This is a genomic window from Flavobacterium chungbukense (assembly GCF_020805785.1).
GTDB classification, from domain to species: Bacteria; Bacteroidota; Bacteroidia; order Flavobacteriales; family Flavobacteriaceae; genus Flavobacterium; species Flavobacterium chungbukense.
On the sequence record NZ_JAJGZV010000001.1, the window covers coordinates 1,204,165 to 1,222,179 of the forward strand.

16 protein-coding genes are annotated in these 18,015 nt (G+C 33.8%); 9 read left to right on the forward strand and 7 right to left on the reverse strand.

Annotated elements, in window-relative coordinates:
* Nucleotides 1-64: 64 nt before the first annotated feature.
* On the reverse strand, nt 65-1,669 hold the full coding sequence (locus LL966_RS04720) for a hypothetical protein (RefSeq protein WP_229350693.1): 1,605 nt from the start codon (nt 1,667-1,669) through the stop codon (nt 65-67).
* 1,055 nt (nt 1,670-2,724) lie between these two features.
* Here LL966_RS04720 and LL966_RS04725 point away from each other — a divergent pair.
* The 3 genes from LL966_RS04725 to LL966_RS04735 all read left to right on the forward strand — a co-directional run bounded on the left by LL966_RS04725 (nt 2,725) and on the right by LL966_RS04735 (nt 7,216).
* On the forward strand, nt 2,725-3,699 hold the full coding sequence (locus LL966_RS04725; protein WP_229350695.1) for a ribonucleotide-diphosphate reductase subunit beta: 975 nt from the start codon (nt 2,725-2,727) through the stop codon (nt 3,697-3,699).
* An 18-nt stretch (nt 3,700-3,717) separates the two neighbouring features.
* The gene (locus LL966_RS04730) at nt 3,718-5,412 is read left to right on the forward strand and encodes a ribonucleoside-diphosphate reductase subunit alpha (protein ID WP_229350697.1); all 1,695 of its coding nucleotides are present in this window, start codon (nt 3,718-3,720) and stop codon (nt 5,410-5,412) included.
* A gap of 202 nt (nt 5,413-5,614) precedes the next feature.
* A complete protein-coding gene (locus LL966_RS04735; protein WP_229350698.1) occupies nt 5,615-7,216 on the forward strand; it encodes a Na+/H+ antiporter in 1,602 nt (533 codons plus the stop codon).
* A 199-nt stretch (nt 7,217-7,415) separates the two neighbouring features.
* On the opposite strand, the gene LL966_RS04740 is transcribed toward LL966_RS04735, so the two are convergent.
* Nucleotides 7,416-7,859: a PaaI family thioesterase gene (locus LL966_RS04740; RefSeq protein ID WP_229350700.1), complete on the reverse strand. Its 444-nt coding sequence runs from the start codon at nt 7,857-7,859 to the stop codon at nt 7,416-7,418.
* An 11-nt stretch (nt 7,860-7,870) separates the two neighbouring features.
* Nucleotides 7,871-8,638: an SDR family oxidoreductase gene (locus LL966_RS04745; protein ID WP_229350702.1), complete on the reverse strand. Its 768-nt coding sequence runs from the start codon at nt 8,636-8,638 to the stop codon at nt 7,871-7,873.
* Nucleotides 8,639-8,935: 297 nt separating this feature from the next.
* Between LL966_RS04745 and LL966_RS04750 the strand changes: the two genes are divergently transcribed.
* Nucleotides 8,936-9,160 carry a winged helix-turn-helix transcriptional regulator gene (locus LL966_RS04750; RefSeq protein WP_229350704.1) on the forward strand — a complete coding sequence of 75 codons (225 nt, stop codon included), beginning with the start codon at nt 8,936-8,938 and terminating at the stop codon, nt 9,158-9,160.
* Between the two features lie 68 nt (nt 9,161-9,228).
* Here LL966_RS04750 and LL966_RS04755 read toward each other — a convergent pair whose 3' ends face one another.
* Both LL966_RS04755 and LL966_RS04760 read right to left on the reverse strand, forming a co-directional pair.
* Nucleotides 9,229-11,001, reverse strand: coding sequence for a MutS-related protein (locus LL966_RS04755; protein ID WP_229350706.1), 1,773 nt, complete (start codon nt 10,999-11,001; stop codon nt 9,229-9,231).
* Between the two features lie 61 nt (nt 11,002-11,062).
* Nucleotides 11,063-11,896 carry a universal stress protein gene (locus LL966_RS04760; protein ID WP_229350708.1) on the reverse strand — a complete coding sequence of 278 codons (834 nt, stop codon included), beginning with the start codon at nt 11,894-11,896 and terminating at the stop codon, nt 11,063-11,065.
* A gap of 169 nt (nt 11,897-12,065) precedes the next feature.
* Here LL966_RS04760 and mnmE point away from each other — a divergent pair, with 169 nt between their 5' ends.
* From mnmE to LL966_RS04775, 3 genes are all read left to right on the forward strand, one after another.
* Complete coding sequence (gene mnmE / locus LL966_RS04765; RefSeq protein ID WP_229350710.1) at nt 12,066-13,466, forward strand: tRNA uridine-5-carboxymethylaminomethyl(34) synthesis GTPase MnmE; 1,401 nt, start codon at nt 12,066-12,068, stop codon at nt 13,464-13,466.
* 275 nt (nt 13,467-13,741) lie between these two features.
* Entirely contained in the window at nt 13,742-14,311 is a 570-nt protein-coding gene (locus LL966_RS04770; protein WP_229350712.1) for a helix-turn-helix domain-containing protein, read from the forward strand.
* Entirely contained in the window at nt 14,304-15,446 is a 1,143-nt protein-coding gene (locus tag LL966_RS04775; protein ID WP_229350713.1) for a tyrosine-type recombinase/integrase, read from the forward strand. The genes LL966_RS04770 and LL966_RS04775 overlap by 8 nt, the downstream gene beginning before the upstream one ends.
* A 259-nt stretch (nt 15,447-15,705) precedes the next feature.
* Here LL966_RS04775 and LL966_RS04780 read toward each other — a convergent pair whose 3' ends face one another.
* Both LL966_RS04780 and LL966_RS04785 read right to left on the reverse strand, forming a co-directional pair.
* Nucleotides 15,706-15,918 (reverse strand): hypothetical protein, encoded by a 213-nt coding sequence (locus tag LL966_RS04780; protein ID WP_229350715.1) that lies wholly within the window; start codon nt 15,916-15,918, stop codon nt 15,706-15,708.
* Nucleotides 15,919-15,991: 73 nt separating this feature from the next.
* Nucleotides 15,992-16,459 carry a hypothetical protein gene (locus LL966_RS04785; protein WP_229350717.1) on the reverse strand — a complete coding sequence of 156 codons (468 nt, stop codon included), beginning with the start codon at nt 16,457-16,459 and terminating at the stop codon, nt 15,992-15,994.
* A 56-nt stretch (nt 16,460-16,515) separates the two neighbouring features.
* On the opposite strand from LL966_RS04785, the gene LL966_RS04790 reads away from it, so the two are divergent.
* Nucleotides 16,516-17,001: a (2Fe-2S)-binding protein gene (locus tag LL966_RS04790; protein ID WP_229350719.1), complete on the forward strand. Its 486-nt coding sequence runs from the start codon at nt 16,516-16,518 to the stop codon at nt 16,999-17,001.
* On the forward strand, nt 16,994-18,013 hold the full coding sequence (locus LL966_RS04795; protein WP_229350721.1) for an FAD binding domain-containing protein: 1,020 nt from the start codon (nt 16,994-16,996) through the stop codon (nt 18,011-18,013). Before LL966_RS04790 ends, LL966_RS04795 begins: the two co-directional genes overlap by 8 nt.
* Nucleotides 18,014-18,015 lie beyond the last annotated feature (2 nt).

The following is an 18,015-nucleotide window of genomic DNA, read 5'->3' on the forward strand; positions in this document are numbered from 1 at the left end:
TAAGCTGCTTTTAATTTTTCTTTAATTTAAAACCTTTTATGAAGCCTATTTATTTGAAGCAGTTCTAATAGAAACGGCCAAAAAGCACTTTATATTTATCTCCAAGTATTTCCTTTAGCTTTTCCTTGGATTCTTTTACGTCTTCATTTGTAATTTCTATCAGTTCAGCAATTTCATTATTACTGAAATCAAGCTTTTGAAGCAGTAATAATCTTTTATTTGACTCGCTAATTTCTGGAAATTCCTGATTCAGCAAGTGGTAGAATTTTGAACATTCTTTTTGAAATTCTTTTTCAAAAGCAATCCATTCTTTATCTGTCATTAAATATGATTGCAGTAAAGCACCTAGTTTTCCTTTTCTTTTTTCTAAATAATAAAAAGACGATTTCTCAATATTTTCAATCTCTTTTTTCAGATTCTTTATTTGGACATTTTTCTCCTTTAAATATTCTATTTGAGATTCTAGATTGTCATGAACTTTATGTTCCAACTTTACTTTTTCAGATTCCAGATCTTTTACTTTTTCTTCGTATTGAAGTTTTCTGTCTTTGAACTTTTTTATAAAATAAACAAATACCAATAAAAGAATGCTAGAAAGCATTGTAATTACTATGATATAGAATTTTTTCAGCGTTTTTTCGTACTTGTTTTTTTCCTCTTCAATACGCTGCTGATAATTGTTTTTTTCAATAATCCAGTTAGCTTGGTTAATGGCTGTATCACCATCTTCATTCTGAAGAGATTCTTCAATAGCAACCATTCGGCGTCTTAAATTCAATTCGTTTACTGTTGAATTCTGCAGTTTTAGTATTTGCAGTTTCAGCTTGATAATCTGTAATTCAGATTTCTTAAAATAAGATTTAGTAACCGCAATTTTTTCAGCTTTGTCCAAAGAATCAAAAGCTTCGTTTATGCGATTATTTTTAAAAAATAGTTCTGCCAGTAAGATAGAAGCATACATAGTATTCTGATCACTTTTATATTGTTCAGAAATTTGAATGTCTTTTTTCAAGAAAGAAATTGCTGTTGCAAAATCGCCTTTTTGCTGGCTGACCATCGCTAAATCTCCCAATGCTTTGGCGTATCGAACGTCATCATGAATCTGCTTCGATAAGGTTGCAGTTTCATTTAAATAATAAGAAGCCATTTTATAATCGCGAATGTACAAATAGTTCAACCCTATAGAATTAATGATAGAAGCATATTCGGGAGTGTTTTTAACAGCTTGTTTTTCAGCAATCTTTAAATAATGTAGCGATTTATTATAATCGCCAAATGTGTGCAGGATCCATCCAATTCTTTTGTAAGTTTCATCGGGATTTATAATATCTTCAGCTTCAAGAGATTCAAGATTTTCCATTATTTCTAATAGAAAAGGAGTAAGTTTGATATAATCTCTGTAAAAATATAAATAGTTAATGTAGTTAAGTTTTGCCCAAATTTCTAAAGGTAAATGATGTGAAGCCTTTGTTTTTTCAATGGAAGTTAAATAATACCTTTCAGAAGTTTTGTTGCGTGCATTGTAGCAGTTACTGTAACCGTTTGCTAATAAACCGTCATAAATACTCTGATATCGGGTTATTTTGCTTAAAGGGCTAAGATAATTTTTTAAAGCAGTTGTATCTGTGCCAAAATTCTTCTCTTGAAGGAGAATGGATTCAATATCCATGAGCTCATTTTTTGAGGAATTTATTTGCAGTTTTTGTGCATTAATGGCCAATGCATAATAGAACAAAACAACGAAAAATATTTTTTTGGCAGGCATTAAATTTATTTTGGCAGATGAAGTTGTATAGTAAAGTTAGTAAAAAGAAAATATGTATTAGATAGTAATCAAATTAAAGTGTTGATTCTGAACTGCACTATATGGAATAATATTTTTTGTTTTTCCTGCCATTTCGAATATGTTTTAGATGCTAAATTTTAGTATTGGGGTTTCAAAATTTTACGGGCAAGTTAAATTATTCCTAAAATAATTTTTCAGGTATTTCTACGCTATTTTTAAAGATCTTTATTTAATAACAAAATGAATCTAAAATTTCCCAGTTTTTTAGATCATCTTTTTTTGCTTTTTGCCGAAATAATAGAAGCGAAACAGTATTGTAAAGCAACATTAATTTTGCTATTTAATTTTTTGAAAATGGTCAAGTGTAGCATTGGTTTTTCCTTTTTCAGCCGTTTTTCGATGTTAAATTTATTTTGGCAAAAAATGACGCTGAATAAAGTACTTTTAAATGGTTTTTGATGAAGTTTATAAAGGAAGTTAAAACTATTTAAATCGTAAATATTTGTTTTTTAAAAAGTTAAACTTCTAAGTTGTGAAAAATAATTAAAATATTATTTAGAATAATTATTAATAAAAGACGTTTTTTAGAATGAAATTGCATCTCAAATTCCAATTTTCTAAAACTGACTGTTGATAACTGTCTTCAATTCTCTTCCAAAAAAGATCTTATTATTATGTTGATAACTTACTATTAATTTTAGTGAAAATGCTAGTTCATTGCGAATTAGAAGACATGATTTTCATGTTGATAAAATTTAGAATATCACTATTTTTTAAAGTTTTCGAACTGTTGATAATTGATGGGATTTTTAACATCTAAAACTGGACAAAAGAATAACTGTGGGTTAAATTTGTATTAATTGAAAAACACGCAAATACCACCTTCAATTGAGCGCTCGAATTTCAATTTAAATCATGTCACTTAAAATTCTATATATATGTCAATTTTCGATAAAAGAATCAATTATAAACCTTTCGAATATCCAGAGGTTCTCCAATTTACTGAAGCAATCAATAAAGCGTACTGGGTACATACTGAAGTTGATTTTACTGCCGACACGCAAGATTTTCATGCACATTTAAATAATGCTGAAAAAACAGCGATTAAAAACAGTTTGTTGGCTATTGCGCAGATCGAGGTAGCTGTAAAAAGTTTCTGGGGTAATATATATGAGCATTTTCCAAAACCAGAATTCAACGGATTAGGGACTACTTTTGCAGAATGTGAATTTAGACATTCTGAAGCATATTCTCGTTTATTGGAAGTTTTAGGTTATAATGACGAATTCGAAAGACTATTAGATGTTCCTGTAGTTCGCAGACGTGTAGATTATCTTTCTAATGTATTGAAAGACACCAAATCTCAAGACAACAGAAAATATATGGTTTCGCTGATTCTGTTCAGTATTTTAATTGAAAACGTTTCATTGTTCAGTCAGTTTGCTATTTTATTGTCATTCACAAGATTCAAAGGATATATGAAAAATGTGAGCAATATAATTGCTTGGACTTCAATTGACGAACAGATTCATGCAAATGGCGGAATTTATATCATTAATAAAATCCGTGAAGAATTTCCAGAATATTTTGATGCCGAAACTTTAGAATTAATCAGAGAAACGGTTAGAGAATCTATTACAGTTGAAGCAGATATTTTAGATTGGATTTTTGAAGATGGAGCAATCGAAACAATCAACAAAGAAGATTTAGTAAACTTCATGAAATTTAGAATTGACGAAAGCTTGAAACAAATCAATATCGAAACGATTTTTAATGTTTCGCCAGACGAATATTCAAAAATGACTTGGTTTGAAGAAGAAGTTTTTGCAAACAGTTTAGATGATTTCTTTGCTAAGCGTCCGGTAGAATACACAAAACATGATAAAAGTATCACAGCAAACGATCTTTTTTAATACAAGCCCACAATACATATGAATACGATAGACACAAACCCAGCAAATAATTTTGAAGAACAAATCAATACAAAGATGTGGTGGAAAAACTCTGAAAGTGAGCAGATTTTAAACCGCGGATATCTTTTGAAAGGCGAAACAGTTGAAGGTGCAATTGACAGAATTTGTACGGCTGCTTCAAAAAGACTTTACAAGCCTGAATTGAAAGAGTCTTTTATGGAAATGATAGAAAGAGGCTGGATGAGTATCAGTTCGCCTGTTTGGGCAAATATGGGAACAGAAAGAGGATTGCCAATTTCTTGTTTTAACGTACATGTTCCAGATAAGATTGAAGGAATTACACATAAATTAGGTGAAGTAATTATGCAGACCAAAATTGGAGGTGGAACTTCTGGTTATTTTGGTGAATTACGTGAGCGTGGGAGTGCTGTAACAGACAATGGAAAGAGTAGTGGAGCGGTAAGTTTTATGAAACTTTTTGATACGGCTATGGATACGATTTCTCAAGGTGGAGTTCGCCGTGGTGCATTTGCTGCCTATTTAGATATTGATCACCCAGATATTGAAGAGTTTTTGAAAATTAAAAGTATCGGAAATCCTATTCAAAACTTGTTTACAGGAATTTGTGTGCCAGATTACTGGATGCAGGAAATGATTGATGGCGATGCAGAAAAAAGACAAATTTGGGCTAAAGTTTTAGAAAGCCGTCAGCAAAAAGGATTGCCTTATATTTTCTTTAGTGATAACGTAAATAAAAATAAACCGCAAGTTTATAAAGATCAAAATCTTAGAATTAACGCAAGTAATTTGTGTAGTGAGATTATGCTTCCGTCAACTCATGACGAATCTTTTATCTGCTGTCTTTCTTCTATGAATTTAGAATTATATGATGAATGGAAAGATACTGAAGCTGTAAAATTAGCGATCTTTTTCTTAGATGCTGTTTTACAGGAATTCATTGAAAAAACGGAAGGGAACTATTATCTTTCTGCAGCGAATAAATTTGCGAAAAGACACCGTGCGTTAGGTTTAGGAGTTTTAGGATGGCACTCATATTTGCAAAAAAATATGATTCCGTTTGAAGGAATGGAAGCTAAAATGAAAACAACTGAAATTTTCAAACATATTAGCGACAAAGCCGATAAAGCAAGTCAGGAATTGGCTAGAATTTACGGAGAACCAGAATTGTTAAAAGGTTACGGAAGACGTAATACTACCACAATGGCAATTGCTCCAACCACTTCATCTTCTGCTATTTTAGGACAGACTTCTCCAGGAATTGAACCTTTCAGCAGTAATTATTACAAAGCTGGATTGAGCAAAGGTAATTTTATGCGTAAAAACAAATACCTTAAAAAACTGCTTGAAGAAAAAGGTTTAGATAACGAAGAAGTTTGGAGAGGAATTATGTTAAATGGAGGAAGCGTTCAGCATATGGAACAATTGACTCAGGAAGAAAAAGATGTTTTTAAAACATTTAAAGAAATCAGTCAGTTAGAAATTGTGCAGCAAGCAGGAATCCGTCAGAAATTTGTAGATCAAGGTCAAAGTTTAAATCTTAATATTCCAGCAGAATTGGCGATCAAAGATGTAAACCGATTAATGATCGAAGCTTGGCAGCAAGGAGTTAAAAGTTTGTACTACCAAAGAAGTCAAAGTGTTTCTAAAGAATTGGTTACAAGTCTTGTTTCTTGCAGCAGCTGTGAATCATAAAAATAAAAAACCGAATCTGAATCAACTGCCCCTAAATAGTTTCAAACTTTTTAGGGGCAGTTTTATTTTTATACTATTTTTTCATCTACAGAACTGTGCTTGTCCGTAATTATTTTTTTAATCTATGAAAATTAAGTTGTCATAAAATAGTAATTTAGTGCCGACAATTTATAATCCAAAATCAATAAATACCACCAAATAAATGGAGAACATTACCGTAATCATTATGCTGCTTTTCGGCGTAGCTTTTCTTAGCCTTGTTAGTAAAAGATATAATTTTCCAATTCCGATTGTTTTGGTTTTGTGCGGTGTTATTATTAGTATTTTTCCAGGACTTCCAGTAATTGCATTAAGCCCAGAAGTCGTATTTATTGTATTTCTACCTCCTCTTTTATACCACGCTGCGTGGCACACAAGCTGGTCTGACTTTAAACAGTCTGTCAGACCGATAACTTTAGCCGCCGTTGGTTTGGTCTTTTTTACAACAGGATTGGTTGCAGTGGTAGCGCACTGGCTTATTGATGATATTTCTTGGCCGTTAGCTTTTTTACTTGGTGCAATTGTTTCGCCACCAGATGCAGTTTCTGCAACAGCCATTACAAAAGGATTAGGGCTTAACCCACGATTAATAGCTATTCTTGAAGGAGAAAGTTTAGTAAACGATGCTAGTGGTCTTGTGGCGTACAAATATGCTCTTATGGCAATTACAGCCGGGAATTTTGTTTTGTGGCAAGCAGGATTAAATTTTGTTTTAATGTCGGTTTTGGGTATCGCAATAGGTTTGGCGGTTGGTTATATCATGTATTATATCCATAAAAGATTTGTTTGCGATGATATTATCGAAGTAACACTTACGTTGTTGACACCATTTGCATCATATTTAATCGCAGAACATTTTGAAGGTTCGGGAGTTTTAGCTGTAGTCGCTACAGGTCTTTTTCTAGCGGCAAGATCAGGAACCATTTTTTCTCATGAAAGCCGAATTATGACCAATACAATCTGGGATGTTTTAAATAATATCCTGAACGGATTGATTTTTATTTTAATCGGACTTCAATTAAGACAAATTATAGAAGGAATCAGTAATTATTCTGGAAATTCGTTATTTATTTGGGGAGCAGTTATTAGTATTGTGGTTATTTTAGTTCGTTTTTTATGGGTTATTCCGGCAACGATTATCCCAAGAATGCTGAGTAAAAAAATTCGCGAAAAAGAAGAATTTGATTATCGTAATATGATCATTTTTGGCTGGTCTGGAATGCGTGGTGTGGTTTCTATGGCGGCAGCTTTGGCACTTCCTTTAATGTTGAATAAAACGGAAGAATTTCCGCTTCGTAATTTAATCATATACTTGGTTTTCTGCGTCATTCTTTCCACTTTGGTTATTCAAGGTCTTACGCTTCCGTGGCTTATTAAGAAGTTGAAAATTGAACGTTATTCTATTTTGGCGGAAGAGTATGAAATTCGAAATAAAATAGTTTCTCAAACTATTACCCATATCGAGGATAATTTTTCTTTATTAGACGATGAATTACTCCATAATATAAAGAGTAAATACGAAGTAAAATTTAATCGACTGCAAAAAACAGAACTTCCTTCTAACTTTTTTGGAAACGGAAAAGTATTAGGCGGACAAATTTTTAATGAGTTTACTAAAATCCAGATTGATCTTTTAAATGTTGAAAGAGCGAAATTAGAATCGATGCATAAGTTTGGTTCTGTAAACGAAGAAATCTTCCGTAAAATCGAAAAAGAATTGGATTTGGAAGAAACTCGTCTGTGGATGGAAATGTATGAGGAATAAAATTTCGGCAAAACAAATTTGAAGTGTAGTTTGTCATTTCGACGAAGGAGAAATCACACAAGAAATTCCAGAAAGTAATTCTTCAATCTTTGTAGAGTTCCGAGTGTGATTTCTCCTTCGTCGAAATGACAAGATTATGAATATATTGCTTTGTCAAAGTTATAAACTTTGACAAAGCTTTTTTATTTTAAAGACATTTTTAATTCGGAATCTTCACATCGCTTAAAGCTAAATTAGCACTTGCTTGAGCAACAATTTTAGAAGTATTTTTATTAATTACTTCTGCTTTTATATTAATAATTGTTTTGCCTAACTTTTCCAATTTAGTTTTAACGATAACCGTTTGATTTTCAAATACGGGATTAAAATAATCAATATACAAATTGATGGTTGGGTAGAATTTTTCAAGACCTAAAACCATAAAATTGACACCAATACAATCGTCAATCATTCCTGCGGTGACACCACCGTGCAGCATTCCTACGGGATTGGTCATTTCTTTTCTAATTTCAAATTCAAATTCGACTGCTTTTTCTTCAACAGCAATCACTTTTCCGTTGAGCCAATGTGCAAAAGGTGAAGGGCTTCCAGTAAAATGTTTACCAACAAAACTTTGAAGAAATTGTAACCTTTTATTTTTCATATTTAAATTATTTAGGCTGATAATTTGATGCTGTTTTTTAATGGATTAATTAGTTTATAAGCTGTTTTTGGGAAAAATCGGCTCAAGAAATAAATTACTTTTGTATCGCCTACGCGAATGGTAAAATTGTTTTTATGAATTCCTTGTATTAAGCCTTTTACAAGCATTTCTGGTGTTATTGTTTTGGAGTCAATTCCTTTTGCCATTTCTGTTGCCACTAAAGGAGGTAATAGTTCGAAAACTTTTACATTGGTTTTAGCCGCTTCTAAATGATTTCTAAGGGAAGCGGTATAAAAACGAAGTGCCGCTTTGGTTGCAGAATAAGTTGGAGCCAAATTAGAAGGAACGTAGCTTAACACGGAAGTGGTATTAATGATAGCGCTTTCTGATCGGCTTTGAAGCATTTTTAGAAACAAATTATTCAACCTTACTATTGCCAGATAGTTAATATTCATTTCGTAAGCCGCCATTTCGGTAATTTTATCGTTGGTCTTAGCTAAGTTGTTTGTTGGGTTAGCGACACCTGCGTTGTTATAAAGAATATCAATTCCACCCAAAGCTTCTATTTCTTTATAAAGCTGTTGCGCTTGCTCTGCATCTGCAACATCATTTTGAATCGCCGTTATTTGTGGATACAACCTTTTCGCAGTATCTAATTTTTCTTTATTTCTTCCTGTAATAATTACTTTGGCGCCTTCTGCTAAAAGCTGTTTTGCAGATTCTAAGCCTATTCCTGACGCACCGCCAGTGATCAATATTGTTTTACCTTTTAAGTCCATTTTTTCTGATTTTAAAGTGTATAATTTGCTTTGTTTAAGAATATTAAATAAATTTGCTTGCATTTTGCAAGTGCAAAGATATTAATTACTTGCAAAATGCAAGTTAATTTTTAAATTATTTTATGAAAGCATCAAAAAAAAGGTCAGATTGTCCGATAAATACTTCGTTAGAAATTTGGGGAGATAAATGGTCACTATTGATTATCAGAGATTTGATGTTCAAAAAAACAGTGTACTTACGGAGATTTTTTAAAATCAGAAGAAAAGATTGCGACTAATATTTTAGCCAGCAGACTTTTGGTTTTAGAAGAAAATAACTTGATCACTAAGTTAGATCATCCAGATAGCAAAGCTAAAGTGCTGTACCAATTGACAGAAAAAGGAATCGAACTGTTTCCAGTATTGATTGAAATCAGTTTGTGGGCCGAGAAATATTATGAAATCCCAGAAGAGAGAAAAAAAGTTTTGGAAAAAGCAAAACAAAATAAAACTGCCTTTATAGAAAAGGGATTAGAAATATGAAAGAACGTTTATGAGTTAAGAGTTTAGAATGACTATTATACACAAAGAATGAAACTCATAACTCATAACTAAATCACCCCCATTTTCTGCATTAAAAACGTTGCACTTTTATTTCTACAGATTCCATTTCTTAGTTTGTAATCGAAATGTAAATCGTTGTTTTGAATTTCAACTTCAAAACATTGATTGGTTAAAATTTCAGGAAATTCGTTTGTAGTAAGACAAACTTCAATATCGTGAGTAGCGATTGCGCCGATTGCTTTTTTAGAAATAATCTTCTTTACCACTTCAATAGTTCCGTTTCTTTTATCATCAGAATTTGTACCTCTTAAAATCTCATCTAATAAAACGAAAGCAGGCTGATTTTCAAGCGCATCCATGATCTGTTTTAAACGTTTAATTTCAGCAAAAAAGTAAGATTCTGAATCCGATAACGAATCTGATAATCTCATTGAAACTAATACTGGAAGTGGATGAACTTTAGCTTCTGAAGCACAAACCACTGAGCCAATTCCGCTAAGCACCATGTTGATTCCTAAGCTTCGTAAAAAAGTACTTTTACCCGACATGTTCGAACCTGTTAAAATTACGAATGATTGTGGATAAAATTGCGTGTCATTTCCAATTCTAGTTGCTGGATTTAATAACGGATGACTTAGATTTTTAAATTCTATAATATGTTCTGAGTTAATTTCTGGAAAAACAAAATCGCTATTATTGTAAGCTAAATTGGCAAGACTGTTTAAAGTTTCAACTTCTCCAATAATAGAAATCCAGTTATCAATTTCAGAAGCATAATTTTCTTTCCACTTTAAAAGTGCTCGCAAGACATGAAGGTTAAATAAAAATGTTCCGTTAAATAAAGTAGCTGTAAATAAATTACTTATAGTATCCATTCTCGAGAACAATTCTGAAAGCTGTTTTAAATGATCACTTGCTTTTGCGTTCTTGAAATTTAATTGCTCTTGTAAGCGAATTAGCTTTTTTGATTGAAAAGATTCATTCTCAATTTTTTCAATCAATAATCCATATTGCTTAATGATGGTATCAATATTATCAGCTTTTGCGATTTCAGATCGAATTCTTTTTGTAGCAAATCCTAAAATAATCATATTGCCAATAAAAACATACGTGAGATAAGAAAGCAAAATGACTTTTGAAGTGATAAAATAAGTCGCTAAAAGTCCAAAAAAGGTTATTGGGAAAATAATAGATAATGCAACTAAAACTTTAGATAAATTGTTTTTTTTAAAAGAAGACCAATATTTTATGGCTTCATAAGATTGTTTAGAATCTTCACCAATAATAGCTAAAGCTTGAAATTCTTGTCTCCAATCAATCTTATCTTTTAATTCATTTACGGCTTCTTGATTTTCTAAAATAGAATTTTCAGGAAGAGTATTCAGTAATAAATTAGCAAGTGTTTTTTTACCTATAAACGAAGCAGTTCGGTTAAGATTCTGAAATAAGGAATTTTCACCAAAAATATCCAAATCGTAGGCATATGGATGATGAAAATCGACAAATTCAATTCCGTTTTCAAAAGGCGTTTTTTCTCTTTTTAAAAATAGAATTTCATCCTTGTTGATTTTTAAAAGCGTCTCAGCCAGTAGTTTTTGAAAAGATAATTTGGAGTGAATTCTCATTAAAACAATAAAACCAGCAAAAGATAAAACAGCTAATAAGACATAAAGCACTTCGTTTGTTTTGATGTAGTAAAACATGAAAAACAATAAATGGAAGATACTTAGTAACCTCAAAAGGCTAATGCTGTTGTATTTTTTGTTGGTTTTATGATATAGTTCTGAATAGGTATTGACTTTGTCTTGATATGCTTTCATTCTAAAATTTGCTTGAAATACAAATATAGCTTTTAAGCAGTAAAATCAGTAAATATTCTTATTAATCTTCATGCATGACCAAGATTGGAATCGGAACTTCTTTTGTTATTTTTTTACTGAAACTTGAATTAAATATGCCTTCAAAGAAAGAACGTTTGTGCGTAATTGTTGTTAGAATATCTATGTCTTTGTATAGTACAAAATCAAGAATAGTTTCTTTAACATCGTCACTTGGTAAAACTAAAAACTCGACATTTTCTCCCGCAAATTCTCTTTCCCATTCTTTTCTAGTTTCATCATTCACATCAGAAGTAGAAGTTTTAACATACAAACTCTTAACCTTCGCATCGGTTTTTTTAGCTATTTTCAAGATTTTTTTGAGTTCTTTTTTATCTTTTTCACGGTATCGTGTTGTAAAGCCAATTGTTTTTACTTTTCTGTATTTCGCCTCAACGGGAACGCATAATACAGGAACTTCAACGCCAGCAATTACAGATTCGGTATTAGAACCGGTAAAGAATTTTGTCCAATCCGAAACGCTGTTTGTACCCATAATTACAAAATCTGCTTTGTCTTCTTCAACTGCATTTTTTAGGTTGTAAATCAGGTCACCATCCATTAAACGGTGCTTGATTACAATGTCTTCTAATTTCCGTTCAGCAGCGATGGTTCGAAGTTTCGGAATTTCATCTTTAAACATTTCAAATTTTGCCAGTTCAATCGAACTGTATATAGAAGCGTAATTCTCTGGAAAGAATTGGCTGTCGTAAACCGGTATTTCAAATGTATGAAGCAAGATCAATTCGGCTTTTACAACTTTAGCAAATTCTAGAGCGTGGATAAATGCATTTGTGGCTGCATCAGAGAAATCGGTAGGAAATAATATCTTTTTCATCGTATTTAGAATTAAGGTTTGTCTCTCAAATTTACTCATTCTAGAAAGAAAACAACCTGATAATTATCAGTATTTTAACACTTAATGATTTGTTAATTTTACGATTTTGGACAGAATTAGGAATTTTGTTTGTTTTAAAGAATTTAGCCTTTTTTTGTACCTTTGCAACATGATAAATCAAGATTCTATAGTTGCTTTGGCTACACCTTCGGGCGCTGGAGCTATCGCCATAATTCGTATTTCTGGAGCTGAAGCTATTACAATTGGTAGTTCGGTTTTTAAATCTATTAAAGATAAAGATTTAACGAAACAGAAAACCCATACTTTACACTTAGGACATATTGTTGACGGAAATAAAACATTAGATGAAGTTTTAATTTCGGTTTTTAAAGGTCCAAACTCTTATACAGGAGAAAATACAATTGAAATTTCGTGCCACGGTTCAACTTATATTCAGCAACAGATTATTCAGTTATTATTGAGGAAAGGCTGTAGAATGGCAGATGCTGGAGAGTTTACACTTCGCGCATTTTTAAATGGAAAGTTAGATTTATCGCAGGCGGAAGCGGTTGCTGATTTGATTTCGTCTGATAATGAAGCTTCACATCAAATTGCCATGCAGCAAATGCGTGGCGGATTTAGTAATGAAATTGCGAAACTTCGAGAAGAACTTTTAAATTTTGCTTCTTTAATTGAATTAGAATTGGACTTTGCAGAAGAAGATGTGGAATTTGCAGACAGAACACAATTTCATGAATTATTAAATCGAATCGAATTTGTTTTAAAACGTTTAATCGATTCTTTTGCTGTTGGAAATGTGATCAAAAACGGAATTCCGGTTGCCATTGTTGGTGAGCCAAATGTTGGAAAATCGACTTTATTGAATGCTTTATTAAACGAAGAACGTGCAATTGTTTCTGATATTGCAGGAACAACACGCGATACAATTGAAGATGAATTGGTTATTGGCGGAATCGGATTCAGATTTATTGACACTGCAGGAATTCGTGATACAAAAGATGTTGTAGAAAGTATTGGAATCAAAAAAACTTTCGAAAAAATAGAACAAGCACAAGTCGTAATTTATTTATTTGACGGATTGAAATTTCAAGCTTCAAGTTCAGAATTTGTAAATGAAATTGAACAAATCAAAAATAAATATCCGCTAAAACCTCTGTTGATTGTGGTGAATAAAAAAGATATTTTGTCTGTTGATGAAGTGTCAAATATTACAACCCAGCTGGAGAATCTAAATGCAAAACTGCTATTAATTTCTGCAAAAGAAAAAATAGGAGTAGAGGATTTAAAAAATGAATTATTATCTTTTGTAAATACAGGAGCGCTTCGAAATAATGAAACAATTGTTACGAATACAAGACATTATGATTCATTATTAAAAGCTTTAGATGAAATTCAAAATGTGAAATTTGGTTTAGAATCTGGCCTTTCAAGTGATTTAATGGCGCTTGATATTCGTGAAGCTTTATACCAATTCGGACTTATCACTGGTCAAGTTTCAAATGACGAATTGCTGGGGAATATATTCGCCAACTTTTGCATCGGCAAATAAAGGGCACAAAAAAAGACAAAAGAAAAATATATAAAAGAGCTAAAATGTTGGTAATTAACATTTTAGCTCTTTTTTTGTTGCAATGTTTTTTGGAATATTTGGGTGTTATTTTGCTAAAATTTGTACCTTATTTGTACCTCGAGTTTCGAGGTACAAGCAAAAATTAATGATGGGGGCAGATTTTGGCACATTTTGGCATCTTATGGCACATTATGACATCTCAAGAGAGGATTTATTGGATTTTGTAGGGCACATAACTAAAAATTTAAAAAATTATGAGTTCAAACATTCGAATTACAAGAATCTGCCAATTCTGCAGTGAAGAATTTACGGCAAAAACCACTAAAACCAAGTTCTGCTCCCTAAAATGCTCGAGCAAGAACTATAAATTAATTACCAGGCACAAAACAATTGATGTCAGTAATCAGGAAACGGAGAGGATACGGCTGCTGGATTTTGAGGCTGTTAAAAAAAGGGATTATTTAAGTATAAATAACTGCGTCCAGTTTTTTGGAATAAGCAGAAGAACACTCTACAGAATGATCGAGAGAAAGGATGTAGAAACGGTAAAACTGGGTAGACGGAAGTTTGTCAGCACCAAGAGCATCGAAGCTCTTTTTGCAGTTAACGAAGCAGCTGCAGTCAAGCCGGCTGCTGAACCTCAGATTTTAGATTTAAATGAGTGCTGTACCATAACGCAGGCACAGCAGCTTTACGGTGTAAGCCAGACAGGGCTTTATCTGATACTTAAGAAGTATAACATACGTAAATATATATCAGGAAAATTCACCTATGTGCAGAAGAAGGATCTGGATATTTATCTTAAAAGAATAGGAGATGAGTAAAAGTATAGCAACACTTAGAAAGAAAGCCATATCTAAAGGCAGAATGTCATTGTATCTGGATTTTTATCCTCCAATATGGGATCAGGATGCAAACTGTTTTACCCGCAGAGAATTTCTGAAACTTTATGTATATCAGAAACCTGCAGACCAATACCAGAAAATGGCCAATATTGAAAATATGCACACGGCAGAATTGATACGTGCCAGAAGGCAGAATGAAATAAACAAAATGGAAATTTATTCTGCATTTGAGAGAGAGCAGCTTAAAATTCAGGAAGTAGGGAGGGAATCTTTTGTGGATTACTACAAAAGGCTTGGACAGAAAAAGGAAGGAAACAACTTGTCAATATGGAACTGCGCCATTGTCCACTTTGAAGCTTTCTTAAAAGGAGAGGATCTGCTGTTTCAAGATGTGACGGTTACTTTAATTGAAGATTTCAGAGATTACCTTTTAATTGCACGCAGCCTTAGAAACACCCAGAAAAAACTGTCTCGGAATACAGCGCTTTCTTATTACAATAAAATCAAAACGACCCTAAAAAGGGCTTACAGGGAAGATAAATTAAAATCAGATATCAATTCAAAAATCAGCTGCATTAAGGAAATGGAATCCCAGCGTAATTTTATGACATTAGAGGAAATAAAAATTCTTTTTGCAACTCCGTGCCCTGATCTCTTGGTGCGTAAGATTTCGATGTTTTCCGTACTTACGGGTATCAGGTATGTAGATATTGCCAAGTTGACCTGGTCTGAAATCCAATACATTGAAAATGACGGGTGCTATATTATTTTCAGGCAGAAAAAAACACAGGGTGCGGAGTCAATGCCAATTTCAGAGGAAGCCTTTGAACTGCTCGGCAGAAGAAAAGGGGAAAAGGAGCTTGTGTTTAAAGGCCTAAGAAAATGTGATGTAGATAAAGCGGTTCCAGCTTGGATAAAATTGTCAGGCATTAAGAAGCATATTACCTTTCACTGTTTCAGGCACACCTATGCAACACTCCAGATTACGGCCGGAACTGATATTTTTACTGTTTCAAAGATGCTCGGTCACAGGAGTGTTAAGACTACGCAGGTTTATGCGAAGGTAATTGACAGTAAGAAAAGAGAGGCTGCAAACAGAATTTCTTTGGAATAATTAATGTTTGCAGCCAATTTAAGCTTATACAAAAACATCTCATTTTTTAATGGGATGTTTTTTTGTTATGAGTACATTATATTACTAAAGGGCATGTTTAAAGTGAAGATCTGCTGCCGGTTTGAACAAATTTCTTGATGTCAGCCCCTGCTTTCTCATCAGCTCTGGCATAAGCAGTTTTAGACTGCATTTTTTTATCCGAAGTCCTCGTACTCGACGTATAATTCCTTTTATTTGTGCTGTACAAAGTAATATATTTTTATTCTAAATCACTAATTTCGGTATCCTTGCTGCTGGAATTTTCTGCTGCCGGATCAGCTGAAATATTCTCATTAACTGATTTTTCATCCCAGTCTCCCCAGTCTCCATTATAAGATTTGATGTAAATCAATTCATTGTTTTCTCCGCTGAAAAGCCTGCTTCTGCTGGCAGGGCAATTATGATTTTCTTTTTTTTCTGCTGCATTTTTCATCGCGTTTTAAGTTTTATAATCCATTCAAAATTAAAAATATAGCTAAAGAAAACTTTACTGAAATCAGTTCGATTTATTGCTGGATTTTCATTTCAAAAGTTTCTTGTTCTTCTTCATTTTCCTGCGGCTCTGCCGGATATTCCTCCGTCTGTTCTTCATCCCAGCGGATTTTGAACCGCTCCGGCTGGAAATAACCTTTAAGGTCACCCTTAAGCATGCGGTATCCGGAGGCATGGGCACTGACAGCTTTCCTAATATTCGTACAGCCCTTTTTTAAGAATTCATCAAAATTTAAAAGCAGCTGCTCTTCATAAGTAGGCGCGTGTTCTGCTGTCTCAAGGTAAAGATCGAATTTCATATCTGTCGGTTTAGTGTTAAAAATGTCCTTTGGTGAAAATAGAGATATTAAAGTTACTGCAGTTGCTTGCAGTTCCGTTATATAATTTGTGTGCGGCCTTGCTGAATTGCCACTTTGTCGTGCTGGAAGGACTGCTGTAAGTTTTGTAAGAATACTCAGGAATGCTGTAAGTGATAATGGCATAAAAAGTTTAATTTAGAGAGCCATATTGCTTCGGCAGAACTAAAAAATATAAGGCTATGGATTCAACTCAGACGCACGGCATTAATCTCAGCATAAACAGCAGTGATTACCATTTACAAATTTTGCCATGGGTAACGCTTTTGGACGTTCTCCGGGAAAGAATCGGTCTGACTGGAACTAAGAAAGGATGTGACCACGGTCAGTGCGGAGCGTGCACGGTATTGGTGGACGGAAAAAGAATATTGAGCTGCCTTACGCTCGCAGTTATGAAAGACGGTGCTGCTATTACCACGATAGAAGGCATTGCCAATGGTGAAAAACTCCATCCGATCCAGCAGGCATTTATAGACCATGATGCATTTCAGTGCGGCTACTGCACGCCAGGCCAAATCTGCAGCGCTGTTGGGATGCTGCAGGAGGCAAAAGCGAGGAACAGGGAAGAGATAAAGGAGCTCATGAGCGGCAATCTATGCAGGTGCGGTGCCAGCAGAGGAATTGTAAATGCAGTGATGCAGGTGATGGAAGGAGGCAGCAATGAATAATTTCTCCTATATTAAAGTTTCTGATGCCAAGCAGGCCATTGCAGAGCTGAACGGGGATATCCGCAATAAAGCAGTGGCCGGCGGTACGAATATCAATGATCTTCTGAAGTACTTCGTAACCAAAGCCGATAAACTAGTAGATATTAATCCGATTCAGGAATTCAATTCAATAATAAGGCTTGATGACGGCGGAGTAAGGCTAGGCGCCCTGCATACCAATGCAGATACTGCATATGACCCCATAATTGAGGAACGCTATCCTTTACTGTCAAAAGCTATCCTGGCAGGCGCTTCTGCCCAGATCAGAAATATGGCTACCAATGGAGGCAATCTGATGCAGCGTACGCGATGTTATTATTTTTATGATATCAGCACCCCCTGCAATAAAAGAGATCCGGGTTCTGGATGTTCTGCCATTTCAGGTTATAATAGGATCCATGCTATTTTGGGGCAAAGCGAAAATTGTATTGCTGTCTTCCCTTCCGATATGTGCGTGGCTTTAGCGGCTTTAAATGCGCAAGTCAATATCAGCGGCCCTAATGGAGAAAGAAAATTGCCGTTTGCTAATTTTCATCGTCTTCCAAGCGAAACGCCTCATCTTGACAATAATCTCATCCATGGAGAGGTAATTACCAGCATAGATCTTCCTGCTGAAGGATTTGCGGAAAACTATTCTTATTTAAAGCTCAGAGACAGAAGTTCGTATTCTTTTGCCTTGGTTTCTGTAGCATCTGCTTTTGAATTGGAGCAGGGAACTATAAAAAATGCCCGAATTGCATTGGGAGGTGTAGCGCACAAACCATGGAGAGTTTTGGAGGCGGAAGATTTTTTAAAGCAAAAAGAACCTACTCGCGAAAATTTTTCCCAAGCTGCAAAAATTATTCTTAACGGGGCTTTTGGTTATGAACATAATAACTTTAAAATTGAACTGGCACACAGAGCAATTATCCGAAACTGCCTGATGGCATTATATCCAGAATCACAGCGTCCCGGCGCAAAACCTTCACGCTGATT